The organism is Methylomonas sp. EFPC3 (assembly GCF_029643245.1).
In the GTDB taxonomy this organism is placed as follows: Bacteria; Pseudomonadota; Gammaproteobacteria; order Methylococcales; family Methylomonadaceae; genus Methylomonas; species Methylomonas koyamae_B.
The window spans coordinates 301,073-325,183 of sequence record NZ_CP116398.1 but is presented as its reverse complement, the minus strand read 5'-3'; the positions used below and the strand labels follow the sequence as shown (position 1 = coordinate 325,183).

20 protein-coding genes are annotated in these 24,111 nt (G+C 57.3%); 8 read left to right on the top strand and 12 right to left on the bottom strand.

Annotated features, from left to right (window positions below; translation table 11 throughout):
- Positions 1-35 precede the first annotated feature (35 nt).
- Positions 36-2,120: an XrtA/PEP-CTERM system histidine kinase PrsK gene (gene prsK / locus PL263_RS01480; RefSeq protein WP_278211348.1), complete on the top strand. Its 2,085-nt coding sequence runs from the start codon at positions 36-38 to the stop codon at positions 2,118-2,120.
- Positions 2,120-3,499: a PEP-CTERM-box response regulator transcription factor gene (prsR, locus tag PL263_RS01475; protein WP_140910592.1), complete on the top strand. Its 1,380-nt coding sequence runs from the start codon at positions 2,120-2,122 to the stop codon at positions 3,497-3,499. The genes prsK and prsR overlap by 1 nt, the downstream gene beginning before the upstream one ends.
- 6 nt (positions 3,500-3,505) lie before the next feature.
- Here the strand turns inward: prsR and PL263_RS01470 are convergent, their stop codons facing one another.
- From PL263_RS01470 to PL263_RS01450, 5 genes are all read right to left on the bottom strand, one after another.
- Positions 3,506-4,279, bottom strand: a complete 774-nt coding sequence (locus tag PL263_RS01470; protein ID WP_278211347.1) for a PEP-CTERM/exosortase system-associated acyltransferase — start codon at positions 4,277-4,279, stop codon at positions 3,506-3,508.
- A 142-nt stretch (positions 4,280-4,421) separates the two neighbouring features.
- Complete coding sequence (locus PL263_RS01465; RefSeq protein ID WP_278211346.1) at positions 4,422-7,736, bottom strand: transglutaminase family protein; 3,315 nt, start codon at positions 7,734-7,736, stop codon at positions 4,422-4,424.
- Positions 7,733-8,989: a hypothetical protein gene (locus PL263_RS01460; protein WP_278211345.1), complete on the bottom strand. Its 1,257-nt coding sequence runs from the start codon at positions 8,987-8,989 to the stop codon at positions 7,733-7,735. Before PL263_RS01460 ends, PL263_RS01465 begins: the two co-directional genes overlap by 4 nt.
- 79 nt (positions 8,990-9,068) lie before the next feature.
- Positions 9,069-10,010: an alpha-E domain-containing protein gene (locus PL263_RS01455; protein WP_278211344.1), complete on the bottom strand. Its 942-nt coding sequence runs from the start codon at positions 10,008-10,010 to the stop codon at positions 9,069-9,071.
- Entirely contained in the window at positions 10,004-11,431 is a 1,428-nt protein-coding gene (locus tag PL263_RS01450; RefSeq protein ID WP_278211343.1) for a circularly permuted type 2 ATP-grasp protein, read from the bottom strand. Before PL263_RS01450 ends, PL263_RS01455 begins: the two co-directional genes overlap by 7 nt.
- A gap of 227 nt (positions 11,432-11,658) precedes the next feature.
- Between PL263_RS01450 and PL263_RS01445 the strand changes: the two genes are divergently transcribed.
- Positions 11,659-12,540: a carbohydrate kinase gene (locus tag PL263_RS01445; RefSeq protein WP_278211342.1), complete on the top strand. Its 882-nt coding sequence runs from the start codon at positions 11,659-11,661 to the stop codon at positions 12,538-12,540.
- A 4-nt stretch (positions 12,541-12,544) separates the two neighbouring features.
- Here the strand turns inward: PL263_RS01445 and PL263_RS01440 are convergent, their stop codons facing one another.
- From PL263_RS01440 to PL263_RS01420, 5 genes are all read right to left on the bottom strand, one after another.
- On the bottom strand, positions 12,545-13,279 hold the full coding sequence (locus PL263_RS01440) for a DUF5765 domain-containing protein (protein WP_140910585.1): 735 nt from the start codon (positions 13,277-13,279) through the stop codon (positions 12,545-12,547).
- A 157-nt stretch (positions 13,280-13,436) separates the two neighbouring features.
- Positions 13,437-14,594, bottom strand: coding sequence for an HlyD family efflux transporter periplasmic adaptor subunit (locus PL263_RS01435; RefSeq protein ID WP_278211341.1), 1,158 nt, complete (start codon positions 14,592-14,594; stop codon positions 13,437-13,439).
- Positions 14,595-14,600: 6 nt separating this feature from the next.
- Positions 14,601-16,049: an efflux transporter outer membrane subunit gene (locus PL263_RS01430; protein WP_278211340.1), complete on the bottom strand. Its 1,449-nt coding sequence runs from the start codon at positions 16,047-16,049 to the stop codon at positions 14,601-14,603.
- Positions 16,049-17,626 (bottom strand): DHA2 family efflux MFS transporter permease subunit, encoded by a 1,578-nt coding sequence (locus tag PL263_RS01425; protein ID WP_278211339.1) that lies wholly within the window; start codon positions 17,624-17,626, stop codon positions 16,049-16,051. Before PL263_RS01425 ends, PL263_RS01430 begins: the two co-directional genes overlap by 1 nt.
- Before the next feature lie 22 nt (positions 17,627-17,648).
- Positions 17,649-18,500 carry a hypothetical protein gene (locus PL263_RS01420; RefSeq protein ID WP_278211338.1) on the bottom strand — a complete coding sequence of 284 codons (852 nt, stop codon included), beginning with the start codon at positions 18,498-18,500 and terminating at the stop codon, positions 17,649-17,651.
- Positions 18,501-18,622: 122 nt separating this feature from the next.
- On the opposite strand from PL263_RS01420, the gene PL263_RS01415 reads away from it, so the two are divergent.
- Positions 18,623-19,498, top strand: a complete 876-nt coding sequence (locus tag PL263_RS01415; protein ID WP_278211337.1) for a LysR family transcriptional regulator — start codon at positions 18,623-18,625, stop codon at positions 19,496-19,498.
- Here PL263_RS01415 and PL263_RS01410 read toward each other — a convergent pair.
- On the bottom strand, positions 19,495-20,481 hold the full coding sequence (locus PL263_RS01410) for a 2Fe-2S iron-sulfur cluster-binding protein (protein WP_278211336.1): 987 nt from the start codon (positions 20,479-20,481) through the stop codon (positions 19,495-19,497). The two genes, PL263_RS01415 and PL263_RS01410, sit on opposite strands and share 4 nt — an antisense overlap.
- Positions 20,482-20,496: 15 nt before the next feature.
- Complete coding sequence (locus tag PL263_RS01405) at positions 20,497-20,877, bottom strand: group 1 truncated hemoglobin (protein WP_140910579.1); 381 nt, start codon at positions 20,875-20,877, stop codon at positions 20,497-20,499.
- 198 nt (positions 20,878-21,075) lie between these two features.
- Here PL263_RS01405 and PL263_RS01400 point away from each other — a divergent pair, with 198 nt between their 5' ends.
- From PL263_RS01400 to PL263_RS01385, 4 genes are all read left to right on the top strand, one after another.
- Positions 21,076-21,708 carry an HTH domain-containing protein gene (locus PL263_RS01400; protein ID WP_140910578.1) on the top strand — a complete coding sequence of 211 codons (633 nt, stop codon included), beginning with the start codon at positions 21,076-21,078 and terminating at the stop codon, positions 21,706-21,708.
- 124 nt (positions 21,709-21,832) lie between these two features.
- A complete protein-coding gene (locus PL263_RS01395; protein ID WP_278211335.1) occupies positions 21,833-22,996 on the top strand; it encodes a D-alanyl-D-alanine carboxypeptidase family protein in 1,164 nt (387 codons plus the stop codon).
- A complete protein-coding gene (locus PL263_RS01390; protein ID WP_278211334.1) occupies positions 22,993-23,835 on the top strand; it encodes a D-amino acid aminotransferase in 843 nt (280 codons plus the stop codon). The genes PL263_RS01395 and PL263_RS01390 overlap by 4 nt, the downstream gene beginning before the upstream one ends.
- On the top strand, positions 23,832-24,098 hold the full coding sequence (locus tag PL263_RS01385; protein WP_140910575.1) for a DUF493 domain-containing protein: 267 nt from the start codon (positions 23,832-23,834) through the stop codon (positions 24,096-24,098). The genes PL263_RS01390 and PL263_RS01385 overlap by 4 nt, the downstream gene beginning before the upstream one ends.
- Positions 24,099-24,111: the final 13 nt, after the last annotated feature.

Below are 24,111 nucleotides of genomic sequence, written 5' to 3'. Positions count from 1 at the left end.
ATGCCGCGGGAAGCATGCAGCCCCAACACCCATACATGGAAAACTATATTTACTACAGCTACTTCACTGCCAGCGTCGCGTACGGGCTTTTATTGATTTTCGTTGTAACCATTAAAACCCGATATTACCCTTTCATAATAGCAGTTCTCTGCTCCGTCGTATGGTCGACGAGCGTGACGCTCGCAACAAAAAATAGCCACTATTTCTTCGCCGACACCCTCGCCCACGAAACGATACGCAACGGAGCATGGTTTTTCCTACTGGGATCGTTACTTTCGAAACAGCGTTACAATAGCTACAAGCAATTGTTTAAAGGGCACACGAGCATCGTTATTTCAGCGTTTGCATTGCTAATTTTTTGCCTGGAGGCGTTTCCGCAAGCGTTGAGATGGACAACCAGCGTTCTCGACACCGATCCCAGATTTGCCGGTCATGTTGTATTTGCAGTTCTCGGTCTGATTCTGGTCGAGCAACTTTATCGCAGCACCCCCTTGAAACAGCGCTGGAATTTAAAATTCCTCTGTGTCAGCCTGGGCGCCATTTTTGCCGTAGATTTACTGGTTTACAGCAAATCTCTGTTGTTCAACCATCTGGACTTCGCACTCTGGCAATCGCGCGGCATCACCAATGCGATGGTAACCCCATTTTTGGCAATCACTTCTACCCGACTCAAGCTTAACAGTGAAAACCAGGAACTGACAACACCCCGCAAGACTATTTTTTACACCACAATCTTATTTGGCTGCGGTGCATATCTCATTTTAATGTCTTTCGCCGGGTTCTATATCAAACGCGCAAACACCGAGTGGGGTGAAACCGCTCAAACAGTATTCATATTTCTGGCACTACTGCTACTGATCATACCTTTCACGTCGGGCAAGATTAGAGCCCTAGCCAAGGTTTACTTTAGCAAACATTTTTTTCACTACAGTTACGACTACCGCGAGGAGTGGCTCAAAATCAGTAAGGCTCTAGCCAAACTTGAATCCTTGGAAGAACTGAAAGGCTTTATTATCAACACCCTGACCGATTTGGTGGAAAGCACTGGCGGCGGTTTATGGCTAAAAAATGACCAAGGCAAATTTTTTCTGGCCGCGGAGCAAAATTTGCGACTAACACCTCAGGAAATTGATTACCTACATAACGTAGGCGACCTGCCCCTTTATTTGGCAAACAAACAGTGGGTTATAGACTTCTTTGAATTATCCCATGCTCCCGAAGTATACGACGACATCGATTTGTCCCCCTGGTGCTACGAAGACAGTCAAGTCTGGTTGATAGTCCCGCTATTTCACTTAAACAAACTGGAAGCTTTCGTCGTCTTAACTCAGGCCAGAGTGCCGAGAAAACTCAACTGGGAAGACCATGACCTACTGAAAACGGTCGGCATGCAACTAGCGAACGCGTTAGCGCTGAATCGAGCCAGCGAAGAGTTGGCTAACAATCGCCAATTCGAAACCTACCATAGGCTCTCCGCTTTTTTAGTGCACGATTTAAAAAACTTAGTCGCACAAATCTCATTGATTGTCAGAAACGCCGAAAAACACAAACATAACCCCGATTTTTTCGACGACACTATCGACACGTTGAATAATGTTGTCAAAAAAATGCACCATATTGTCGAACAGCTAAAACAAGGAGAACCTCAAGCCACCGCAAACAGCATCGTCAATCTAGCGGCCATCGTCCGCTCAATAGCCCAACAACACCTCGGATCGCCGCCGATTGAGTTAACAACCAACCTAGACGAGTGCCCGGTTTCCGCAGACAAAATAAAACTAACCAATATCTTGACCAACTTGGTACAAAATGCCCAGGACGCCACGCGGGGCGACGGTGGCTGGGTTAAGCTTGAATTAACAAAAAACCAAGACTATGCTCAGGTCAAGATCGTGGATAACGGCACAGGCATGAATCAACAATTCATAGCCGAACGCTTATTCAAACCATTCGACACCACCAAAGGTAACGCCGGTATGGGAATAGGTGCTTACGAAGCCCGTGATTACATTACTAAGAACTCAGGCCAGATTCACGTCGACAGTGAACTTGGCTTCGGCACGACATTCACGATACAACTGCCGTTAGCAAAACGCCTTTCCGAAACCCCAAGAAATTAATGACCCAATCAAGACTACTGCTCGTTGTTGAAGACGACCCAGGTTTGCAAAAACAGTTGAAATGGAGCTTCGAACAATACGAAGTCGTTGTTGCCGGCAACCGGAGTGAAGCCATTGCCGCTTTTAGAAGACATACGCCCAGTGTTGTCACGTTGGATCTGGGCCTGCCTCCGGACCCGAGCAATGCCAGTGAAGGCTTAGCTACACTGCGAGAAATTCTGGCTCTTGCCCCCGCAACAAAAATCATCGTCGTCACCGGCAACGATGACCGTGCCAATGCAATTCACGCCGTAGCATTGGGAGCTTACGATTTTTACCAAAAGCCTGTCGACCCGGATATTCTCGGCCTGATTATCGAACGTGCCTTTCAGCTGGATACCTTAGAGCGCGACTATCAGAATCTGCAGCAGCAAAAGCCGCTGCACGGCGTAATAGCCACCAGTCCGCAGATGCAGTCGGTTATGCGCATGGTCGAGAAAATTGCGCCAACCCAGGCCACCGTTCTCTTACTCGGCGAAAGCGGCACCGGGAAAGAATTATTGGCAAAAGCCTTGCACAAGCTAAGTTCGCGCGCCGACCAGCCATTTGTCGCGGTGAACTGCGCAGCAATACCAGAAACACTGCTGGAAAGCGAACTGTTTGGCTACGAAAAAGGCGCATTTACCGGGGCGGTCGCCCAAACCAAAGGCAAGATCGAATATGCCCAAGGCGGTACTTTTTTCTTGGACGAGATCGGCGATTTGCCGTTCGCGTTACAGGCCAAATTACTCCGTTTTATTCAGGAACGCGTGATAGAGCGCTTGGGGGGCCGCAAGGAGATAGCTGTCGATGTCAGAATCATCTGCGCCACCCACCGCAAATTACCGGACCTGATCGAGCAAGGCGCTTTCCGCGGTGACCTGTATTATCGGTTGAGTGAAATCGTGGTCGATATTCCGCCATTGCGTGAACGGGAGGGCGACATAATTACTATCGCTAACGCCCTGCTACAGCGCTACTGCCGGGAAAACCATATGAAGGAAAAACATTTCTCCCACGACGCCGCCCAGGCTATGGAGGCCTACTACTGGCCTGGCAACATCCGGGAGATGGAGAATAAAATCAAACGGGCAACGATATTGTCGGACGGCAACGTCGTTACCGCAACCGATCTGGAGATCGGCCACTCGGCAGAACATACGATGCCGCTCAATCTGAAATCGGTACGGGAGGCCGCAGAAACGGTAGCCATCAAACGCGCCTTGAATTATGCGGACAACAATGTTTCCGAAGCGGCTAAATTACTGGGAGTAACTCGCCCTACACTTTACGGGCTGTTCGAAAAGTACGGCTTACAGGGCTTAATCAGAAACCATTCTGACGACCAGCCACCACCGTAGTTACCGTCACGCACGGGTTACGTAGGAAACTACCCCGATTTGGTGCAAATCCCTACCGCCGTAACGGACCGCACGCGTCTCGGCTAATTCCGAATACAAACGGTAATCCTGTTGGTAGTCCTGTAACCACAGCGGATTTTGCAAGATGTGTTTAACGTTCAAACGATAAGGGGTTCTTTGCCCGCGATGATCGCACGCATCGCCGATTTGGCGCATCGAGAAGCCTTCCTTGCTAACAAAGTACGCTAGTGCCGGCGTAACCAAAATAAACCAGTCGTCGATACCGCTCCGGGCCGAATAAACCGTTGCCGCCCGATAAAGCCCCCACATGATGCTTCGATTCAGATTACGGTAATCGTGCAAAAAGCTGATATTCGTCGATTTAGCATCGAAATGGACATTGCTTTTGCGCAGCGCAAAACGCCTAGCCTCTTTGACCACGCAGAGCCTGGAAATCTCTACAGCACGGCTGTAACAAGCCTTTGGGAGGCTTCGATACGGGGTACAATGTTCTTCGAATGGAAAGCCTTGCTTGCCGGGCCTGACCAATCTGAGCGCACCCAGCCACTCGCCGCTAAATTTATGCCGGACCAGAAAATGCACAGCGCGACTATCCCACTCGTCGCTCTCGATCCCGTCCGGATACAACTGCTTGTCCTCGAAGCCCAACTCGTCACAATAAACACGGTAGCGAATACGGTAATGGATATCTTTTGCTTCAGGCGTATCGGCTAAAAACACCTCGAAACAACTATCGAATGAATGCGGACTTTGGATCACGCGGCACCACACTTAATAAATTTGTTTAATAAGTTCAACTAACTATGAAAACTTTTTCACGCGCCATTTCAAAATGGTATCTCAATTCTGTTAATTTTGAAACCGCGTGACAAAAAAGTACAACCTCCACCGAGGCAACAAGTTAGCTAGTGGCATTCCAGCGTAAATCCAAAGTCAACGGATAATCCCTATTCAGCTGTTCGACAGGCACTTCCGCCGATCCGACACTCGGCGTGTAACCGTGCCGCAAAAACCGACTAACCCGCCGGCCTTCGGCTTCGTAGGCATTCACCGGCAAAGTGTCGTAATTCCGCCCGCCGGGATGACTGACATGGTAGGTGCACCCACCCACCGAACGGCCGTTCCAGGTATCGATCAAATCGAATACCAACGGCGCCTGTACGCCGATGGTGGGATGCAAGGCAGAAGGCGGATTCCAGGCCCGATAGCGAATCCCGGCTACCATCTCGCCTTGCTTTGCCGTCGGCCGCAACGGCACCCGCCGGCCATTACAACTCAACAGGTAACGCTCGCCCATCGCACCGTTCAGCGATACTTGCAGCCGTTCGACTGAAGAATCCACATACCGTGCAGTACCGCCGCTGGTGATTTCCTCGCCCAGCACATGCCATGGTTCGATCGCCTGATGTAAATCCAACTGCAAATTACCCACGCGCATGCTACCGATGTGTGGAAACCGGAATTCCAAAAACGGCGCAAACCACTCGCTCTTGAAATCGTAGCCGGCTGTCTGCAGATCCAGCACCACATCCTGGATATCGCTGGCGATAAAGTGCGGCAGCATGTATTTATCGTGCAATTGCGTCCCCCAGCGTACCAGCGGCTTCCGGTAAGGCTCACGCCAAAACCAAGCCACCAGGGTTCTGAGCAGCAACATTTGCATCAGACTCATCCGTGCATGCGGCGGCATCTCGAACGCGCGCAACTCCAGCAGCCCCAGTCGACCGGAGTCGCTACCCGGCGCGTAGAGCTTGTCGATGCAAAACTCGGCGCGGTGGGTATTGCCGGTCATATCGACCAACAAATTTCGCAACAACCGGTCCACCAGCCAGGGCGCCGGCACTTCGCCGTCCGGCATTTGCTGAAACGCAATTTCCAGTTCGTACAAACTATCGTTACGGGCCTCGTCGACCCGCGGCGCCTGGCTGGTTGGGCCGATAAACAAACCGGAAAACAAATAGGACAAGGCCGGATGGTGCTGCCAATAGGTGACCAAACTGCGCAGCAAGTCGGGACGGCGCAGAATCGGGCTGTCTACTGGCGTGATTCCGCCCAGAGTGACATGGTTGCCACCGCCAGTGCCGGTATGACGGCCGTCGAGCATGAACTTTTCGGTACTCAACCGGGTCAGCCGCGCATCTTCGTATAGCGTGGCCGTATTCTCGACCAGCTCGCGCCAACTGGCGGCGGGATGGATGTTGACCTCGATCACCCCCGGGTCCGGCGTCACCGGCAAGCGGTTCAGACGCAAATCGTGCGGCGGCTGGTAGCCTTCGATCACAACCGGAAGTTTCAATGCCGCCGCGGTGGCCTCCACCGAGGCGATCAGATCCAGATAGTGCTCCAGTTCATTGGTCGGCGGCAAAAACACATACAAGCCCCCCTCCCGGCTTTCTACCACCAGTGCGGTATGCGGTATCCACAGCGGGTCGTTCGAGTCGCGCTCGTCCACGGCCTCCATTTCGGGGGGATGCCATTCCTGTTTCGCGGTTTGGCTATAGCGCCGGCTGACTTCCGAGTCGATATCGCCCAGCGGTTCAACCGTATCGTACAAACTGCGCTCCACCGGCTGTTCCCGTTGTTCGAACGGCACCCACGGCAGGCTGTTCAACGGCAACCGTAAGCCCATCGCCGAATCGCCTGGCAACAAATACATCTCGCCGCGACGAAATGACCACACAGCGCTATTCCAGGAGCGAGCCCTATAACTCCAGTGTAACGGCAAGGCGTAGCCAGCCGCTTCACCCAAATTGCCGCTCAATATCCTGACCAGCCGCTGCCGTTCCAGATCGTCGGTTAAGTCGGCCTGCTGCGGATCGAAATTAGCTGGCAATAGGCTTTCCTGGTGTAAATAATGCACGGGATCTTCATAACCCGGCACGATGCAGGCCGCCTTCAAGCCCAGCCGCTTGGCCAGATCCCGCACAAATCCCTCTGCCTGTTCCCTACCGAATCCGTAATCCCGGCTTTCGTCGGCCAGCAATCCCGGATTTTTCCAGACCGGCACGCCGTCCTTGCGCCAGAAGCAAGCCAGCTGCCAGCGCGGTAAAGCCTCGCCCGGATACCATTTGCCCTGGCCGAAATACAGCAATCCGCCCGGAGCGAAACTATCGCGCAAGCGCCGAATCAGTTTCCCGGCCAATTTGCGCTTTTCTGCGCCGTCGGCCTCCGTGTTCCATTCCGGCGCATCCATGTTATCGATCGAGACGAACGTGGGCTCGCCACCCATTGTCAGCCTGACGTCGCCGGCCACCAATTCCGCGTCGACTTTCTCGCCCAACGCATCGATCTCGGCCCATTGCCGCTCGGTGTAAGGTTTGGTAACGCGCGGATCTTCATGAATCCGGGTGACGCGGTTGGCAAATTCGAAACGGGTCTGCGCCTCTCCGGTAAAGCCGCCGCTGACCGGCGCCGCGCTGACGTAATCGGCGGTACAGGCCAACGGTATATGGCCCTCCCCGGCAAACAAACCCGAGGTCGGATCCATACCGATCCAGCCCGCGCCCGGAATGTAGACTTCGGCCCAGGCATGCAGGTCGGTGAAATCGTGGTCGGTACCGGACGGCCCGTCCAACGCTTTCACGTCGGCCACCAGTTGCACCAGATAGCCGGATACGAAGCGTGCGGCCAAGCCCATGTGCCGCAGTACTTGCACCAACAGCCAACCGGAGTCGCGGCAGGAACCCAGTTTCTTCTGCAAAGTCTCCTCGCAACTTTGCACACCCGGCTCCATCCGGATCGAGTAAGCCACCGCCTGATTAACCGCCCGGTTCGCCGCCACCAGAAAATCGACCACAGCTTGTTCGTTACGCGGCAGGGATTTCAGAAAATCGGTCAGCAACGGCCCTTTCTCCCGAATTTCCAGATACGGGGTCAATTCCTTGGCCAGCTGCTCCGGATACTCGAACGGATACTTCTCGGCGTATTCCTCCAGGAAAAAATCGAACGGATTGATCACGGTCATTTCCGCGATCAAATCCACCTCAATCGACAGCTCCCGGGTTTTTTCCGGAAACACCAGCCGGGCCAAATAGTTGCCGAACGGGTCCTGCTGCCAATTAATAAAGTGCTTTTCCGGTTTGACCCGCAACGAATAGGCCGAAATCGGCGTCCGCGAATGTACGGCCGGCCGCAAGCGCAACACGTGCGGCGCCAGTTGCACCGGCTTGTCGTAGAAATAGCTGGTCTTGTGGTTTATCGCGACCCGGATACTCATGCATTCACCAATGGATTGGCGGCTTCGCTTTCAGCCTGTAATAGCCGCAAGTTTTCCTCAACGCCCGCGGCATGGGTCAACTCGGCAACGTTTTGCTTGGTAAAAAAGCCGTCGAAATCGCCGAAGCGCTGCACGTATTCGATAATCAACGACGAGTGCTCGGAGGCGCTGGAAAAAATCTGCTTCAAACCCTCTTCCCGCGAGCCGATCACATCCAGCAGGAAATCCTTACCCCTGGCCCGGATCGCATCGACCACATAATCGATATTGGCCTGGTTGCCGGTCTCGCCGTCCGCGACCGCCAGCGCCAAATGATGCAAACGCGGCCCGTAATTGCGGACAAAATTTTCGGTCGGCGACGGTAATCCGACCAAATGGTTGACGAAATACGGCTGGTTGGCCGCCGTGAATACTTTGGCCGGACTAATCCGTTCGTCGGCGTAATGGATGCTCTTGGTGACGTTGGTCGACGAATTCTGGTTGGCGATATCGTAGGACCCCCAGTAGTAATAGCTGGACAGGGTCAAATACTCCAGAATCGCCACTTCCCGGTTTTGGCTGTAAACCCGCGTCGCCAAATGGTCGATCGGCCTGATCAGTTTATCCAGCCCCAGTTCTTCCTGAATCGCCTTGGCAGCATGGTAACCGCGATTGACTTCGTCCAGGATCACGCTATTGCCCAATGCGTACACCCGGATGTCTTCCGGTGGCCGCTCCCAATAAGCGACGATGTTGTGGGTGTAAGGCGACGGCTTGACGATGGCCATATTGCCGGGCAATTCCAGTTTGCGGATCTGGTCCTGGTTGAAAAAGCGGATTTCCCGGCTTTTTTGCTGCTCCACCACTTCGTGCAGATTGCTGACCCGGAAAATCTCGCCCATATAGCGCGAGTTGGGTTTATGCGCTCCGATCGGATAGACCTCGTTCAAACTGCGGAAGATATCGCCGCGCCCCGGATCGCGCACTTCCCGCACCAGCAAATCCGGCGACTCCATATCGATGCGCAGGATATGGGTCCAATGCGACTCCGACTCCAATGTCACCAGATAGTGGTAAGGCGTCATCAGGGCCAATTCGCTGACATAAGCCGCCGAGCAGCCCGGCTCTACCGTGATCATCAACGCATCGATCTCGCGAATCATTTCGGTCAATCCGGTACGGTCGCGGTTTTCCAGCAACCGGACCAGAAACTCGTCGAACCAGGCCGAATTGGCCTTATCGCCCTGTTTGGGGTGTATCAATGAATTAACCATCCTGCTTCCTTTAACACTTGTTGTCCGTTCCGCATCTGTAGCGGACATCGTCCGCGGCCAGCCGCAATTCCCCGGCGGTTCAATCCGGGCTATTCAAAAACGCACGCTGAATCTCGATGCCGAGCGCATTGTTACGGGCGATAAAATCCTGCAAAAACTCGTGCAGTCCGCTATTGAAGATGTGGGTAATCCGGCCGAAATGCAGCCGGGCATGGTTCTCGCCGGCCAAACGCAAACATTCGCAGCCGGGCTGGCGGCAGAGCTGTTCCAGAATCGGCGCCAACTCGTCGTAGCAGGCATGCAGCGACCGCGGCATATCGTCGCGCAACACCAACAATTCGGCGACTTTGGTCGGTTCTATCGTATCTCGGTAAACTTTTTGATAGGCCTCGAACGCCGACACCGAGCGCAACAACGAACTCCATTCGTAGTAATCCACCTCGGCGGCCGGATCTTCGTTAGGCAGCAGCAACTGAAACTTGGCATCCAGCAACCGCGCGGTATTGTCGGCGCGTTCAACGAAACTGCCCAGCCGCACGAATTTATAGCCGTCGTCGCGCAACATGGTACCGAAGGTCACGCCGCGGAACAGGTGCGAGCGCGACTTGACCCAATCGCAAAATTCGCCGATATCGGCCTCGCGCAGGCCCAGCCGGATCCGTTGCCGCAATTCCAGCCACAGCGCGTTGACCGTTTCCCACATCTCCGACGACATCGCCACTCGCACCGCCCTGGCGTTCTCCCGTGCCGCCCCCAGCGCGCTGACGATGCTGGACGGATTGCGTTCGTCCAAGGCCATATAACGCATCACGTTCGCCGCCGTGTAACTGCCGTAATCGCGCTCGAACGCGGCAACGTCGTCAGCGATCAATACCGGCGGCTTCCAGCGCGCCGCCTCGTCATAGGCGCTGTTGGCGACCAGCGACATGCGGTCGGTCACATCCAGCACCCGAGCCATGTTTTCGGCACGCTCGATATAGCGGGCCATCCAATATAAATGATCGGCGGTACGGCTCAGCATGGTTTATCTCCGTTCAACACCCAGGTGTCCTTGGTACCGCCCCCTTGCGAGGAATTGACCACCAACGACCCCTCCCGCATCGCCACCCGGCACAATCCGCCCGGCACCAGCGTTACGGTCTTGCCGGACAACACGAATGGCCGCAGATCGACGTGGCGCGGCGCCACACCCTGCTCGACCAAAGTCGGACAGGTCGACAAGGCCAAAGTGGGCTGGGCGATGTAATTGTCCGGTTCGGCCAGAATCCGGGCCCGGAAATCTTCGATTTGCTGTTTGGAAGCAGTCGGGCCAACCAACATGCCGTAACCGCCGGAGCCCTGCACCTCTTTCACCACCAGTTCGGCCAGATGCTCTAATACATATTTCAAGTCGTCCGGGTTTTCCAGCTTGTAGGTCGGCACGTTGGATAATATCGGCTCTTCGCCCAGGTAAAAGCGAACCATGTCCGGTACGTAGGTATAGGTCGATTTGTCGTCGGCAACGCCGGCGCCGATCGCATTGGCCAAAGTCACGCCGCCGTTGCGGTAAACCGAAACCAGCCCTGGTACGCCGAGCATGGAATCCTCGCGGAACGCCAACGGGTCGAGAAAATCGTCGTCGATCCGGCGGTAAATCACATCCACCCGTTTCGGTCCTTCGGTAGTGCGCATGAACACGGCATTGTCTCTACAGAACAGGTCCTGGCCCTCCACCAATTCGATACCCATTTGTTGCGCCAAAAATGCGTGCTCGAAATAAGCACTGTTATAGGCGCCCGGCGTCAACAACACCACCACCGGATCGGGCACGCCCGGTTGCGCCACGGCGCGCAAATTGTTCAGCAACACTTGCGGATAATGCTCGACCGGCGCCACCGCATAACGACGGAATAGTTCCGGAAACAACCGCATCATCATCTTGCGGTTTTCCAGCATGTACGACACACCGGAAGGCGTGCGCAGATTGTCTTCCAATACGTAAAATTGGTTCTCTTCAGTCCGGACGATATCGATGCCGGCAATGTGGGCATAGATCCCGCCCGGCACGTCGACACCCTGCATTTCCGGCCGATACATTTCGTTTTCCAGAATGGTCGCCGGCACAATGCCGGCCTTGATGATTTCCTGATCGTGGTACAGATCGTTCAGAAAAGCGTTCAAGGCCGCGACGCGTTGAATCACGCCGGCCGAAAGCTGGCGCCATTCGTTGGCCGCCAGTATCCGCGGAATCACGTCGAACGGAATCAAGCGTTCGGCACCGGCTTCCTCGCCGTAAACGTTGAACGTGATACCAACCCGGCGGAACAGCATTTCCGCTTCACGGGATTTCTGCATCAGTTGAGCATGATCGACACCTTTCAGCCACTCCGAAAACGGTTGATACAGGCGTCGCACCTGGCCGTCTCCGGCCCGCATTTCATCGAAAATATTTTGTGTATTCATGACTTAACCCAGAGCAAACCACATGCCAAACAAATTAATGCTGATTTATCAGCCGGTTAAATAGGCGTCGACAGACAACCCGAAACCAGCGCACCAATCCGGTGCATAAGACGTCAGCTGCCGCCCTTAAAACGACCGTCGGCCCGTTTGCCAACCGCAACCGATTGCCATTTTTCGGCCGATTGGCTAAGGTTGCCGCCCCACACCTTTATTATGAGGCTGACACCATGCCGGCAGATTCGATCACCATTTTCGGCGAAGCGCTGTTCGATTGTTTTGCGGACGGCAGCCGGATTCTCGGCGGCGCACCGTTCAACGTTGCCTGGCATTTGCAAGGCTTGGGCGCCGAACCCTTATTCGTCAGCCGCATCGGCCGGGATTCGGCCGGGGCGGAATTGTTGGCGGCCATGCAAACCCAGGGCATGCGCCAAAATGGGGTGGAGATAGACGCCGCCCGCCCGACCGGTAGCGTGACAGTCAGTATCGACAACGGCCAGCCGAGTTACCATATTCTGGCGGAGCAAGCTTACGACTACATTGCCGCCCCGGAATTGCCCATCGGCCACGAGTCAGGCTTGCTCTACCACGGCAGTCTGGCGCTACGGCATGGCGTATCCCGCGCGACTTTCGAACAGATCAAACCCCAATGGCGCGGCCCGGTGTTTTTCGACGTCAATCTGCGCGCGCCCTGGTGGAATGCGGACGACATTCACACATGGATAGCCGATGCCGATTGGTTGAAGTTGAACGACGAAGAGCTGGCATTGTTGCTGCCGGAGCACCAAGCCATCGACAGCAAACTGCTGCTATTGCAACAACGTTACGATTTGCAGGGCGTGGTGGTGACTCGCGGCGAGCATGGCGCACTAGCGCTGACCGCGGGCGGCGAATTTGTCGAAGTGAAACCGGCCGGCAGCGTGACGGTGGTCGACACGGTCGGCGCCGGCGACGCCTTTGCCGCAGTGTTGCTGATGGGGATAGCCCGCGGTTGGCCGCTGGCGTCGGCGCTGGAACGCGCCCAAGATTTCGCCTCGGCCATCGTCGGACAACGCGGGGCCACGGTCAGCGACCCCGAATTTTACCGGCGTTTCAGAGAAGCCTGGCATTGACCGGCTAAGACTCCTGCCGCGCCGGCATACCGTCGGCCGAATTAGCGGCCCTGCCGATGAAAATCTGTTTGAATTGCGGCATGAAACTGGCCGTGATCGGAATCGAGTAAAAGCAATACATCGCCGCCGCTTCGCCAGTCGAAACGCCGAACAGCCACTGCGGCACGAACAAGGTCATCAATGCCCCAAAGCAATGGTAGGTGCCGATCCGCCAATTGTTTTTCCAGACAAAGCCGCTCAACGCCAGCGCAAACAACGAGCCGTGAGTGACCAGCAAGCCGAAGGCGCTGGAGATCGCATAGCCGATATGGTAAATCCCCATGAACAGGCACGACTGCATCCGGCCGATGAAGTTGGGATCGATACCGAACAACTGCCAATCGTTGGGCAAGCGGGTCAGAATCAAGAACAAGCCGCTCAGACTGGAACCGACGAAAAAGGCTTTGCGTAAGGCATTGGGATCGGTCGAATACGTCGCCAAAGCCGGCATGATCGCAAAAGCCTGCAAGCTGATGTGCACCGACGACAATTCGCTGAGCAATAAATTAGTGCCGTAGCCGCACTGGTCGGCGACCGGATAGGCGAAATACTGAATGAATTCCATCAGCGAAAAATGGAAAATCGCATAGGCCCGGGCCAGTCTGACCCAAAAGGTTTCGTCCTTATCCAGAAACGTGACGCTGGACGCGACCAAGCCGGCCACCCCCAATCCCAAAGACATATTGGCGCTAAAACACATGGTTGATCCGTGAGTTAAACAGTCGAGAAAGCCGCCCCTGTCGGGCTGGCGGTTAAACTTTTCGTTATGGTTATGTTAACCAATCCACAAAGATACACGGACAGGCCGTGAATTGCAGCAATTTTTACGGTTATTCCGACCGGCGGCAACGGCTCGGTCAGGACCGGTTAGCGGCGATAATCTGGCCGATTTTGTCCTCGACCCCATCCAGTTCGTGGTCGTAAATATCGGTGCGGTAGGCGGCTCCGGCCAAAGTCACCTCCGATGCCAACGCCGACGCACCACCACCGGCAATTTGCACCCGGGTCAAAGTCGATAATCCCGGCTGTAACGGCGCGGCGCGCAATTCGTCCGGCGCCAGCGCAATCCGTACCTGCACCCGCTCGGCAATGTGAATAAAATTGCCGGTGGCGTTATCGGTCGGCAACAGTGCGAAACTACTGCCGGAACCGGGATTCAAGCCCTGTACCCGGCCGTGGTACAAACGTTCGCTACCAAAGGCATCGACCCGAATCTCGGCGGCCTGCCCCGGACGAATATCGGCAATCTGGGTTTCCAGAAAATTGGCTTCGACCCAAAGCTCGTCCAGCGGCACCACCACCATCAAGGCCGCGCCGGCATGCAAATTGTCGCCGACCTGTACCTTGCGCTTGGCGACATAGCCCGCCACCGGCGCCCGCACCTCGCGCCGCTGGTAATCCAGATAAGCCCGGCGCAAGCGACTCTTGGCCTGTGCCACCGCCGGATAGTCCTCGACGCCGGAATCGCGCAACTGGGCAGCCACGCCGTCCTGCTCGGCGCTGGTCTCGCGTATCGCCGCCGCCAATTCGCGCAATTTGTCTTCGGCATTCTGTACTTGCTGGTCGGACACCGCACCGTCGCCGGCCGCGGCTTTAAAGCGTTGCAAATCATGTTCGACTTGAGCCACCGCAGCTTGCTTGGCCGCCAGGCGCTGCCCCAAACTCGCCAACCGGGCTTTCTGCATGTAAAACTCGCGCACGGTTTTCGCCAACTCGGCTTCGGCCTGTTGCATCGCCACCCGCGCGTAGCTGCCGTCCAGCCGCACCAGCACATCGCCTTTGCTAACCGCTTGGGTATTCTCGGCCAGGATCTCGACCACCGTGCCGTCGACCTGGGCCTTGACCCCGATCAAATGCCCGGCGATGAAGGCATCGTCGGTCTTTACCCAATCGCGTTGCGTGAGCCACCAATAGAGTCCGTAAGCAAGCGCTGCCAGCAGCAACATCATGGTGACAAAGCGCAGCCGGCGGCGACGCTGCTGGAGAATCTCGCGCGGGCGAATCGTTTTCTGCATAGGGGTTCAGGGTTGGTTTGCGGATTCGGCGGCTGCTTGGTAACCGCCGCCCAAGGCTTTGATCAGGCTGACCGCGTTTTTATGTTGTTCGGCCGCCAAGCCGGCCAGCAGCAGGCGCTCGCGCTTGGCTTCGAGCCGCGCCAGCACAGGCTTGCCGCGATCGTGCAAACCGTTGCGGGTCAGGCTGTCGCTGAGCCGGCTTTGCGCTTCGGCGGCCGCCAAAGCTTGCTGCTGTGCGGCGACTTTGACGGCCAGTTCGCGCCAACGGCTCAAAGCGTCGGCAACATCCTGCACCGCGCGCAACAAGCCGGCGTTATAGCGCTGTACCGCCAAGTCGTAGCTGGCTTCCCGGTAACCGAGTTGGGCGCGCAAGCGGCCGCCCTCGAAAATCGGCAACTCGACGGACGGGCCGACGGCATAGGCCAGACTCGAGCCTTGCAAGGCGATATCGGTCAGGCTGACGCTGTGAAAGCCGGTGAACGCCAGCAAATTGACATCCGGATAAAACGCGGTTTTGGCGACATGAATATCCTCGGCGGCGGCCTCGGCCTGCAAGCGCGCGGCATGCAGATCCGGCCGCCGCGCCAGCAATCGCAACGGCAGATCGGCCGGCAAGGCCAGCGCTTGCGGAACGACCTTGGCGTCGATACCGATCCGCGTTCCCCAATCGGCACCCTGCCCGGCCAACGCGGCCAATTGGTTACGGCGTAATTCCTGTTCGGCGTGCAAACCGGCCGCCACCTGTTGGGCCGCGCGCAGATTGCGTTCGGCTTGCCACAGCGGCGCTTCGGCGATCAAACCGGCGGCGCGGCGGCTCTGTTCCAACCGGTAAAGCGTGTCCTGATCGGCGACGATATGTTCCGCCAATTCTGCTTTTTCGGCGGCCGCCAGCAAATCGAAATAGGCTCCTGCCACGGCCACGGCCAGCAACAGCCGGGCGTCGGCCAGTTCGGCACTGGCGGCCAGTGAGCGGTCGACCGCACTTTGCAGACTGGCCTGGTCGCGCCCCCAAAAATCCAGGTGGTAGCGCAACACCAGCGGGTTCACCAACAAGTGGCGGAAGTGCTGGCCGGCGAATTTAGCCTGCACGCTGTCGGCGGAAAAGCGTTGCGCAGCAAAGCTGACGTTGGCGTCTACGGTCGGATACAGGTCGGCAGCTTCAAAGTCGGCCAAGGTTTCGGCCTGCTGCAGACGGGCCTCGGCGACTTTCAGATTGGAATTGCCGGCCAGCGCGGTTTCGATCAAGCCGTTTAACGTGGCGTTGCCGAAAGCCGTCCACCAGCGCTGCTCCGGCCAACGGTCTTGCGCGACCATCTCGGCGCTGGTAAGCGCCAAGGTTTGCTCGATGGCCGGCATCGGCGCCAGTTGGGCGCGAGGGCTGTCCTCGCCGAACAACGCGCAGCCGCCTGTAGCGATCGCCAACAATCCCAAGCTGAACCGGTGCGCCACGGCCATCAGGCATCCTCCTCCACCAAGGTTTCCTCCAGCGCGCGTTGCATGGCCGGCGCGGCACGAACCGGGGCGCGGGTCGGCTCGGCCAACCAAACCAAGGCCGCCAGCCCGACGAAGATGCAGCCGGCCAACCAGAAGGCATCGTTCAGGCCGCGAATGGCTTGGGCCTTGCCCGCCAGTTTGGCGAATTTAGCCAGCGCGGTATCGGCCTCGAAGCCGCCGGCCAGCAAAGTTTGCAGCGCGTCCGTACCGGCATCCGACCAAGCGCCGCGGTTTTCGGCGAAACGGGTCATGTGCAACGGCGTGCGCCGGTAAAAAATCACCCCTTGCAAGGCAATGCCGATTGCGCCGGCGGCGATACGCAACAGATTGGCCAATTCCAGCGCCCGCCAATGCCGCTCGGCCGGAATGCCGTGCAACAACAACGCGGTCAACGGCACGAAAAAACTGCCCAGACAGGCACCCTCCAGCAGTTTCGGCCAGAACAATTGGGCAAAGCTGTCCGGGTCGTCGAAGCGGCTCAACCAAAAATAAGTGGCGGCAAAACCCAATAGATTGGCGCTGGCCAACAGGCGGGCATCGACCCGCTTGACTACCTCATGAAAAATACCGGCCATCGGTTTGGCAAAAATCGCCATCGGCAAAAACACCAGGCCGGCCAGAAACGACGAGTAACCCAACGCCAGTTGCAATTGCACGATCAGCAACGACAACAAACCCTGAAAACACAGAAAACCGACGCACAAGCCGATCACGCCGATCGTAAAATTGCGTCGGGCGAACAAGCGAATATCTAGAAACGGCCGGCGGCAACCCCATTCCCAAATCAGCCAATACAGCAACAACACGACCACGCCGACACCCAGCGCCAGGAGGTAACCGGAATTGGCCCAATCCCAGTCATTGCCCTGGTTCAGAATGGCTTGCACGCAGAATAAAATCGCTGTCGCCATCAGGCAACCCGGAACATCCAAGCGTTGCCGCAGGCGCGGCCCGCCGCGCCCATGCAGCAAGGCGCCCAGCAGCCCAGCAATCGCCACCGCCAGCGGGATGTTGCCCCAAAACAGCCAGCGCCAACCCAGCGAATCGGCCACCCAGCCGCCCAGCGGCGGACCGAAGGTGAACGGCGTCAAAGTAAACAGGCTCCAAACGCCGATACCAAGCGACTTGCGCTGGTCCGGATATTCCTTGAGCAACAAGGCCTGGCCCAACGGCAGGGTCAGGCCGCCGCACAAGCCCAGCACCACTCGCGCCGCCAGATACAGATGAAAGTCTTCGGCGAGCGCGCACAGCCACGAGGCCAACGCAAAACCGGCGAACGCCCAGATCAGCGGCCGGTATTCGCCGAATCGGCGGCCCAGCCAGCCCCCGATCGGCAAGCCCAGGGCCAGCGCGATCATGTAGTCGGTCTGGGTCCAGGTGCCGAAGCTGGGCGGCACGCCCAAACCGGCCGCGACCCTGGGCAGCATGGCGATATAGGCGCCGGCGTTGAAAATCACCAAGGCATGACCGCCGCCGAGCAGCAGGTTGAATAAACTGAAGCGCCAACCGCGCAGCCGTTTCGGGTAATCGGCGCTCATCCTTCAATCTGCTTGCCCGTTCTCAGCTCTGATTGGCGTTCGACACATTACGCAGCCCCAAATCGCCGAGACTTTGCCGCAACAGCGGTACCGCCATCTCAGCAATCAGTTGTCGGAATGCCTTACCGTCGTGTTGAAGCGAAGCCAGCGCGCCATCGTCGACCCGAAAGCTCTCGGAATGGGTGCGGGCCAACACGCGGCCCGAGGCCGGATCGATCAGTTTCAGCATCAGTTGCAACGAGGTTTGGCCTTCGAAGATTCGGTAACGGCCCACGCCCAATTCGATTACGGCATCGTATTGACCACGGCTCGCATAGTTGGTCTGGCTGAGATCCTGCGCATACCAAGCTTGAATGGCTCGGCGCCATTGTGGCAGGCTGGCATCATCCGTCGCGGCCAATCGGTAGCCGTCGCGACTCAATTCGGCACCGCGGTTAGATTGGGCCAACAAGCCCTGCAAGGCTTCGGCCGCAGACTTTTCCGGCGTCCACGGGGTTTGAGCCGCGCGGCCACCGGCGGCGGTCGGCGGCAAAGCGTCGATCATTGCATCGACGTCGTCCGCCGCATTGCTCAGCATGCCGGCGACGACGATGCCGCCCGCAGTCTGATAATTTTGCCTATCCGGCGCCACGCCCATCGCCATATTCTGGGTGTGGCGATACGCTGCGTCGCGTTGCTCCAGCAGGTCGGGTATGACTTCCAGAGGCGGTGCCGCGACCGGCACAATCAACAAGGACTGGATTTGGCTGGTTTGAAAGGCGACCGGTTTTGTCGGCGACGCGGCACAAGCTGCCAATAGCAACGGCAGCGCCAAGCCCAGCAGCCATCTTGAATTGACACGAATGTATTTATCGGTGTGTGTTGTCGTTTTCATGCTGTACTCCTAGATCGGATATACGATCGAATCGATATATTTATTCACTATAAAAACCCAGCACGGATAAGACAAACGATATTTATTGGAGTTTAATATCGAGGAGACCGATACTAAACCGCATGGACATCGACCAAATCAGAACCTTTTTGAGCGTCGCCGCCAACGGCAGTTTTCTGGAAGCCGCCAACCGCCTGTACGTGACCCAATCGACGGTGAGCACCCGGATTCAGCGTCTGGAAGCCTATTTGGGCGTTACCTTGTTCCTACGCAACCGGGCCGGCGCCAGCCTGACCCAGCCCGGCCAGCGCTTTCTGCGCCACGCCAAGGCCTTATTGCTGACCCTGGAACAGGCCCGCCACGACATCGGCTTGCCCAGCCGCTTCCGCGACAGCGTCAGCATCGGCGCCCGCATCGCCTTGTGCGAAGGCTTGTTGCCGGAATGGATCGGTGCGATTCGGCGGCAAATGCCGGATGTTTCGATCCGCACCGATATCGGCTTCGAGGAAGATTTGATGCGCAGCCTGATTTCCGGCGCGCTGGACATCGGCCTAATGTACACGCCGCAACACAGCCCGGGCCTGCTGGTGGAGCACATCTTCGACGAAACCCTGTTACTACTGAGCACCGATCCGGACCGGCCCTGGCCCAACGACGACTACATCTACGTCGATTGGGCGCCGGGTTTTTACGCCCAGCACAGCAACGCCTTTCCGAACCTGGAACGCTCGGCGCAAGTGGTTAACATCGGCTGGATGGCGCTGCAATTGATCCTGGCGCAAAACAGCGGCTCCTGTTTTCTGCCGATCCGTCTGGCAGCACCGCTGCTACAATCCGGCCGCCTGCATCCGGTGGCGGATAGCCCGCGTTTCACGCTGCCGGCTTACATGGTGTCCGGCCGCGACAACGACTCGCCGGTGCTGCAACAAGTGCTGGCTGAACTGCGCGGCCTGGCCGCCGCCGAACGGCAGCGGGATTATTCGACGCTCGCCGCTTAGTCCAAGGTGGCCGACGCCACATGAAACGCGTCGGCATAAATGTCGTCGAATTTGGCGCCATTCAGGAAAGCCTGGCGTTTGCTCTGCTGCACCATGTCCGGGTGGCCGCACAAGTAGACCCGCCACCCCTTCAAATCAGGCAATTGCTTCATCGCCACATCATTAGCTCGTCCGCTGGCGACGCCATCCGGGGCATCGCCGCGCGATACGCAGGGCGTGTAATGGAAATTGGCGTGTTGCGCCGCCAGGCCGCGCATCTCCTCCACCCAATACAAACCGTCCATTTCCCGGCTACCGTGGTAGAGATGGATCTGGCCGGCGTGGTCGTGGTGCAAGGCCTCGCTGACGATACCCGCCAACGGCGCCAGGCCGCTGCCGGTGCCAATCAACAACAAATTGCCCGGCTGCCCGCTGGGCAAGTAGTAACACAGGCCCTGCGGATCGGATACTTCCAGTAGATCGCCGAGTTTCAGTTCGTCGTGAGCCCATGCGCTAAAGCGGCCGCCGGCCAACCGGCGGATATGAAAGGTCAAGTTGCGGGCGTGGACCCGGTTGTTGGCGATCGAATAACTGCGCTGCAAACCGTCGCCGCGCTTCAAATTGACGAACTGGCCGGCGCAGTAGTCCAGAGATTGGTCAGTATGCAGCGTCAGCAGCAAAGTCTCGGCGTTGAGCAACTGCTTGCCGGTCACGGTGGCTTGGCAGAAGCGTTGTTCCGGCGAACCGATGCCGATCGCCATATCGCGTTCCGGATAGCACAGGCAGGCCAGAAAGTGGTTCTGATGGCGCAGCACGTCCTTCAAGCCGGCCTGGGCCGCGGCCGGCGGCGCTCCGTCCAGGCTGCGGGCGATACAGCTCTGGCAAGCGCCCTGCCGGCAACCGTAAGCAATCTCGACCTGTTCCCGCAGCAAAGCGTCCAATACCGATTCACCCGGCCGGCAACCCAATTCGCGCTGGCCGACGCTAATCTTGCGTGTCTGCATGACCTGCATCTCCGCTTAGCGGCCCAGCACGTCGTTGCGTGTGGTTTCGGCAATCGCCGCGACTTGCTGGATCAAGGCCTGAGGCACATTCAATTCCTGCAAGGTCATCGCCAGATTTTCGACCACGGCGTCGAAATGGGAGTCGTCCAGGCCCAGTTTTTTCACCAGATGAGCATGGGCCTGGCGCATGTCGGCGCCGGAATAATTGTTGGGACCACCGAAAGCCATCGTCAAAAAGGCTTTTTGCTTGGCGGCCTGTTTGTCCATGTCGGTGTGGTCGAAGAAGCGGTTGATGCGATGGTCGCTCAGCACTTTGCGGTAGAAGATATCGACCGCAGCATTGACTGCGGCTTCGCCGCCTAGTTGTTCGTACAGAGTTGCAGTGGTTTCGCTCATATTGTTCTGCCTATATGGAATGGATGAATCGGTACGGCTTGTCGAAGCCGGGGGTCAGAATAAGCCAACCCGACCGCTTTTACAATATTTGTATTATAAAACTTATTTATATTAGCTATCGGCTTTTCCGATACTTTGCCGAGCACCGATTCCGGCATAGAATTGCGCCATCTCCAGCCTTTGACTTGCAGCATTGCCATGACCCAACCCAGCGGCTCCCGCCAAGAACAAATCCTGAATTTACTGCTCGCTGCATCGAACGGGCTAAGCATCGACGAACTGGCCGTCGAAATGCAGATTTCGCGCAATGCCGTGAAACAGCATTTAGTCGGATTGGAAAAAGAACAACTGGTCGCCGAAGCGGCCTTGAACAGCACCGGCGGCCGGCCGGCGCGCAGTTACAAATTGACGGAGCTGGGACGTAACCGCTTGCCGAAGCAATACGGCTGGTTCTGCACCTTGTTATTGGCGGAACTGAAATCAGAACTCGGCGAAGCCGCCCTGCGGCAAATGCTGGCGCGGATGGGCGTCAATCTGGCGCAGTCGTTGGCACCGCAGTTCAATGGCAAAGATCCGGCAGCGAAACGCCAGACTTTGGTCGAATTGATGCAGACGCTGGGCTACCGCGCCGAATTGGAAACCGAAAACGGCCAACTCAGCTTGAAAGCGGTGAACTGCGTCTACCACGACTTGGCTCAGCAATTCCCGGAATTGTGCGAATTCGACCGGGCGCTGATCGGCACCTTATTGGAGAGTCCGATCGAACAAACGGCGTGTATGGCGCAGCAGGATTGCGCCTGCCGATTCAGGATTTGCGCCGGCGAACGCTAGCCGTCGGACGCCGACCGGAACGCGCACCGCTTGCGTATTGCGGCCCCGGCGTTCGGGTTTTTCTAAGCGGGAGCCGGGGGTGATACAATAGCGGCTTCCCGAACGACATACGAATATCGCAATCATGAGACACCCTCTTCGCATGACATTCAGCCTGTTTGGCGGGCTGCTGTTACTGTTCACCAGCCTGTCTTTGTCAGCCGCCGGCCCGATTTTCACCCCGGCCGCCCCCAGCGTCGCCGCCTCCAGTTACTTTTTGTTGGATTTCGACAGCAGCCGGATTCTGGCCGAGAAAGATGCCGACAAGCGCGTCGCACCGGCCAGCTTGACCAAAATCATGACAGCCTACGTCGTGTTCCGCGAATTGAAAGCCGGACATTTAACCTTGGACGAGAAAGTCACGATCAGCCAGAACGCCTGGGAAACCGGCGGCTCAAAAATGTTTGTCGAAGTCAATAAACAAGTCCGGGTCGAAGACTTGCTGCAAGGCATGATCATCCAATCCGGTAACGACGCCAGCGTGGCCTTGGCCGAACACGTCGCCGGCAGCGAGCAAACGTTCGCAACGATGATGAACGAACAAGCCAGCCGCCTGGGCATGGCCAACAGCCATTTCGAAAACGCCACCGGCCTGCCCAGCCCCAATCATTACAGCTCGGCGCGGGATTTGGCGCTGCTGGCGCAGGCGGTGATCCGCGAATTTCCGGAATACTACCGCTGGGATTCGCAAAAGGAATTCACCTACAACGGCATCACCCAACAAAACCGCAATCTGCTGCTGTGGCGCGATCCGTCGGTCGACGGCCTGAAAACCGGCTTTACCGACGACGCCGGCTACTGCATGGTGGCTTCGGCCAAACGCGAAGACATGCGCCTGATCTCGGTGGTGATGGGTACCGCCAGCGCCAATGCCCGCTCTAACGAAAGCCAGTCGCTGCTGAATTACGGGTTCCGTTTCTTCGAAACCCACCGCTTGTACGAGGGCAGCAAGGCCTTGGCCGAAACCCGGATTCGCAAAGGCGTGACATCGAAATTGGCCGTCGGCTTGGCGGAAGACCTGTACGTGACCGCACCGCGTAAGCACTTCAACGAACTGAAAGCCGAGACCCAGATCGACAAAGGCGTATTCGCCCCGCTCAACAAAGGCGATGTAGTCGGCAGTTTGAACATTACCCTGGCCGGCGACCCGGTTGCCAGCAAGCCTCTGGTGGCGTTGGATAGCGTGGCCGAAGGCGGCCTGTTCCGTCGCCTGTACGATGCCGCGATCGGTTTGCTGGAGAAGGAATGACGCAACAAGTCTATCTAAACGGCGAATACCTGCCGCTGGCCGAGGCCAAGGTCTCGGTGCTGGACCGCGGCTTTTTGTTCGGCGACGGCGTCTACGAAGTAATTCCGGCCTACAAAGGCCGCCTGTTCCGGCTGGAAGACCACATCGCCCGCCTGAACAACAGCCTGGCCGGTATCCGTTTGCCGCTGGCGCATAGCGTGGCCGAATGGGAAGCGATATTCCGGCCGCTACTGGCCGACGACGGCCGCGACCAATACATTTACCTGCAAGTCACCCGCGGCTGGGCGCCGAAACGGGATCACGCGTTCCCGGCCCAGACCACGCCGACCGTGTTCGCAATGTCTGCCGACATCCTGCCCTTCCCCGGCCGTAGCGAAGGCATCAAAGCGATTACGTTGGACGACACCCGCTGGCAATTGTGCGACATCAAAGCCATCACGCTACTGGCCAACATCCTGCTACGCCAGGAAGCCGTCGACCGCGGCTGCACTGAAGCGATTCTGGTCAAAAACGGTTACGTCATTGAAGGCGCTGCCAGCAATCTGTTTGCCGTTATCGACGGCGAGTTGATTACGCCGCCGAAAGGCCACGAAATCCTGCCGGGCATCACCCGCGACGTGATTCTGGAATTGGCGGCAGCGCACCAAATCTCTTACCGGGAAGACATCATCGCCCTGGAAGCGCTGCAACAAGCCAGCGAAGTCTGGGTGGTCAGTTCCACCCGCGAAATCGTACCGGTGGTAAACCTGGACGGTGCCGCGATCGGCGACGGTAAACCCGGCCCGCTCTGGAAACGCATGGACGAATTGTTGCAAGCTTATAAGAACGCTTTGTCATGACCGAATCCGAATCCTTACTCGAATTTCCCTGCCAATTTCCGATCAAGGCCATGGGCAGAAGCCGCGACGACTTCGACGCGATCGTGGTCGAAATCATTCGCCGCCACGTCCCGGACATCCGTGAGGGCGCCGTCACCAGCCGCCCCAGCAAAGGCGGCAATTACACGGCGGTCACCGTCGTCATCGAAGCCACCAGCCGCGAACAATTGGATGCAATCTATCTGGGCCTGACCGCCTGCCCGGACGTCTTGATGGCGCTGTAAGTTCGCCCGTGAA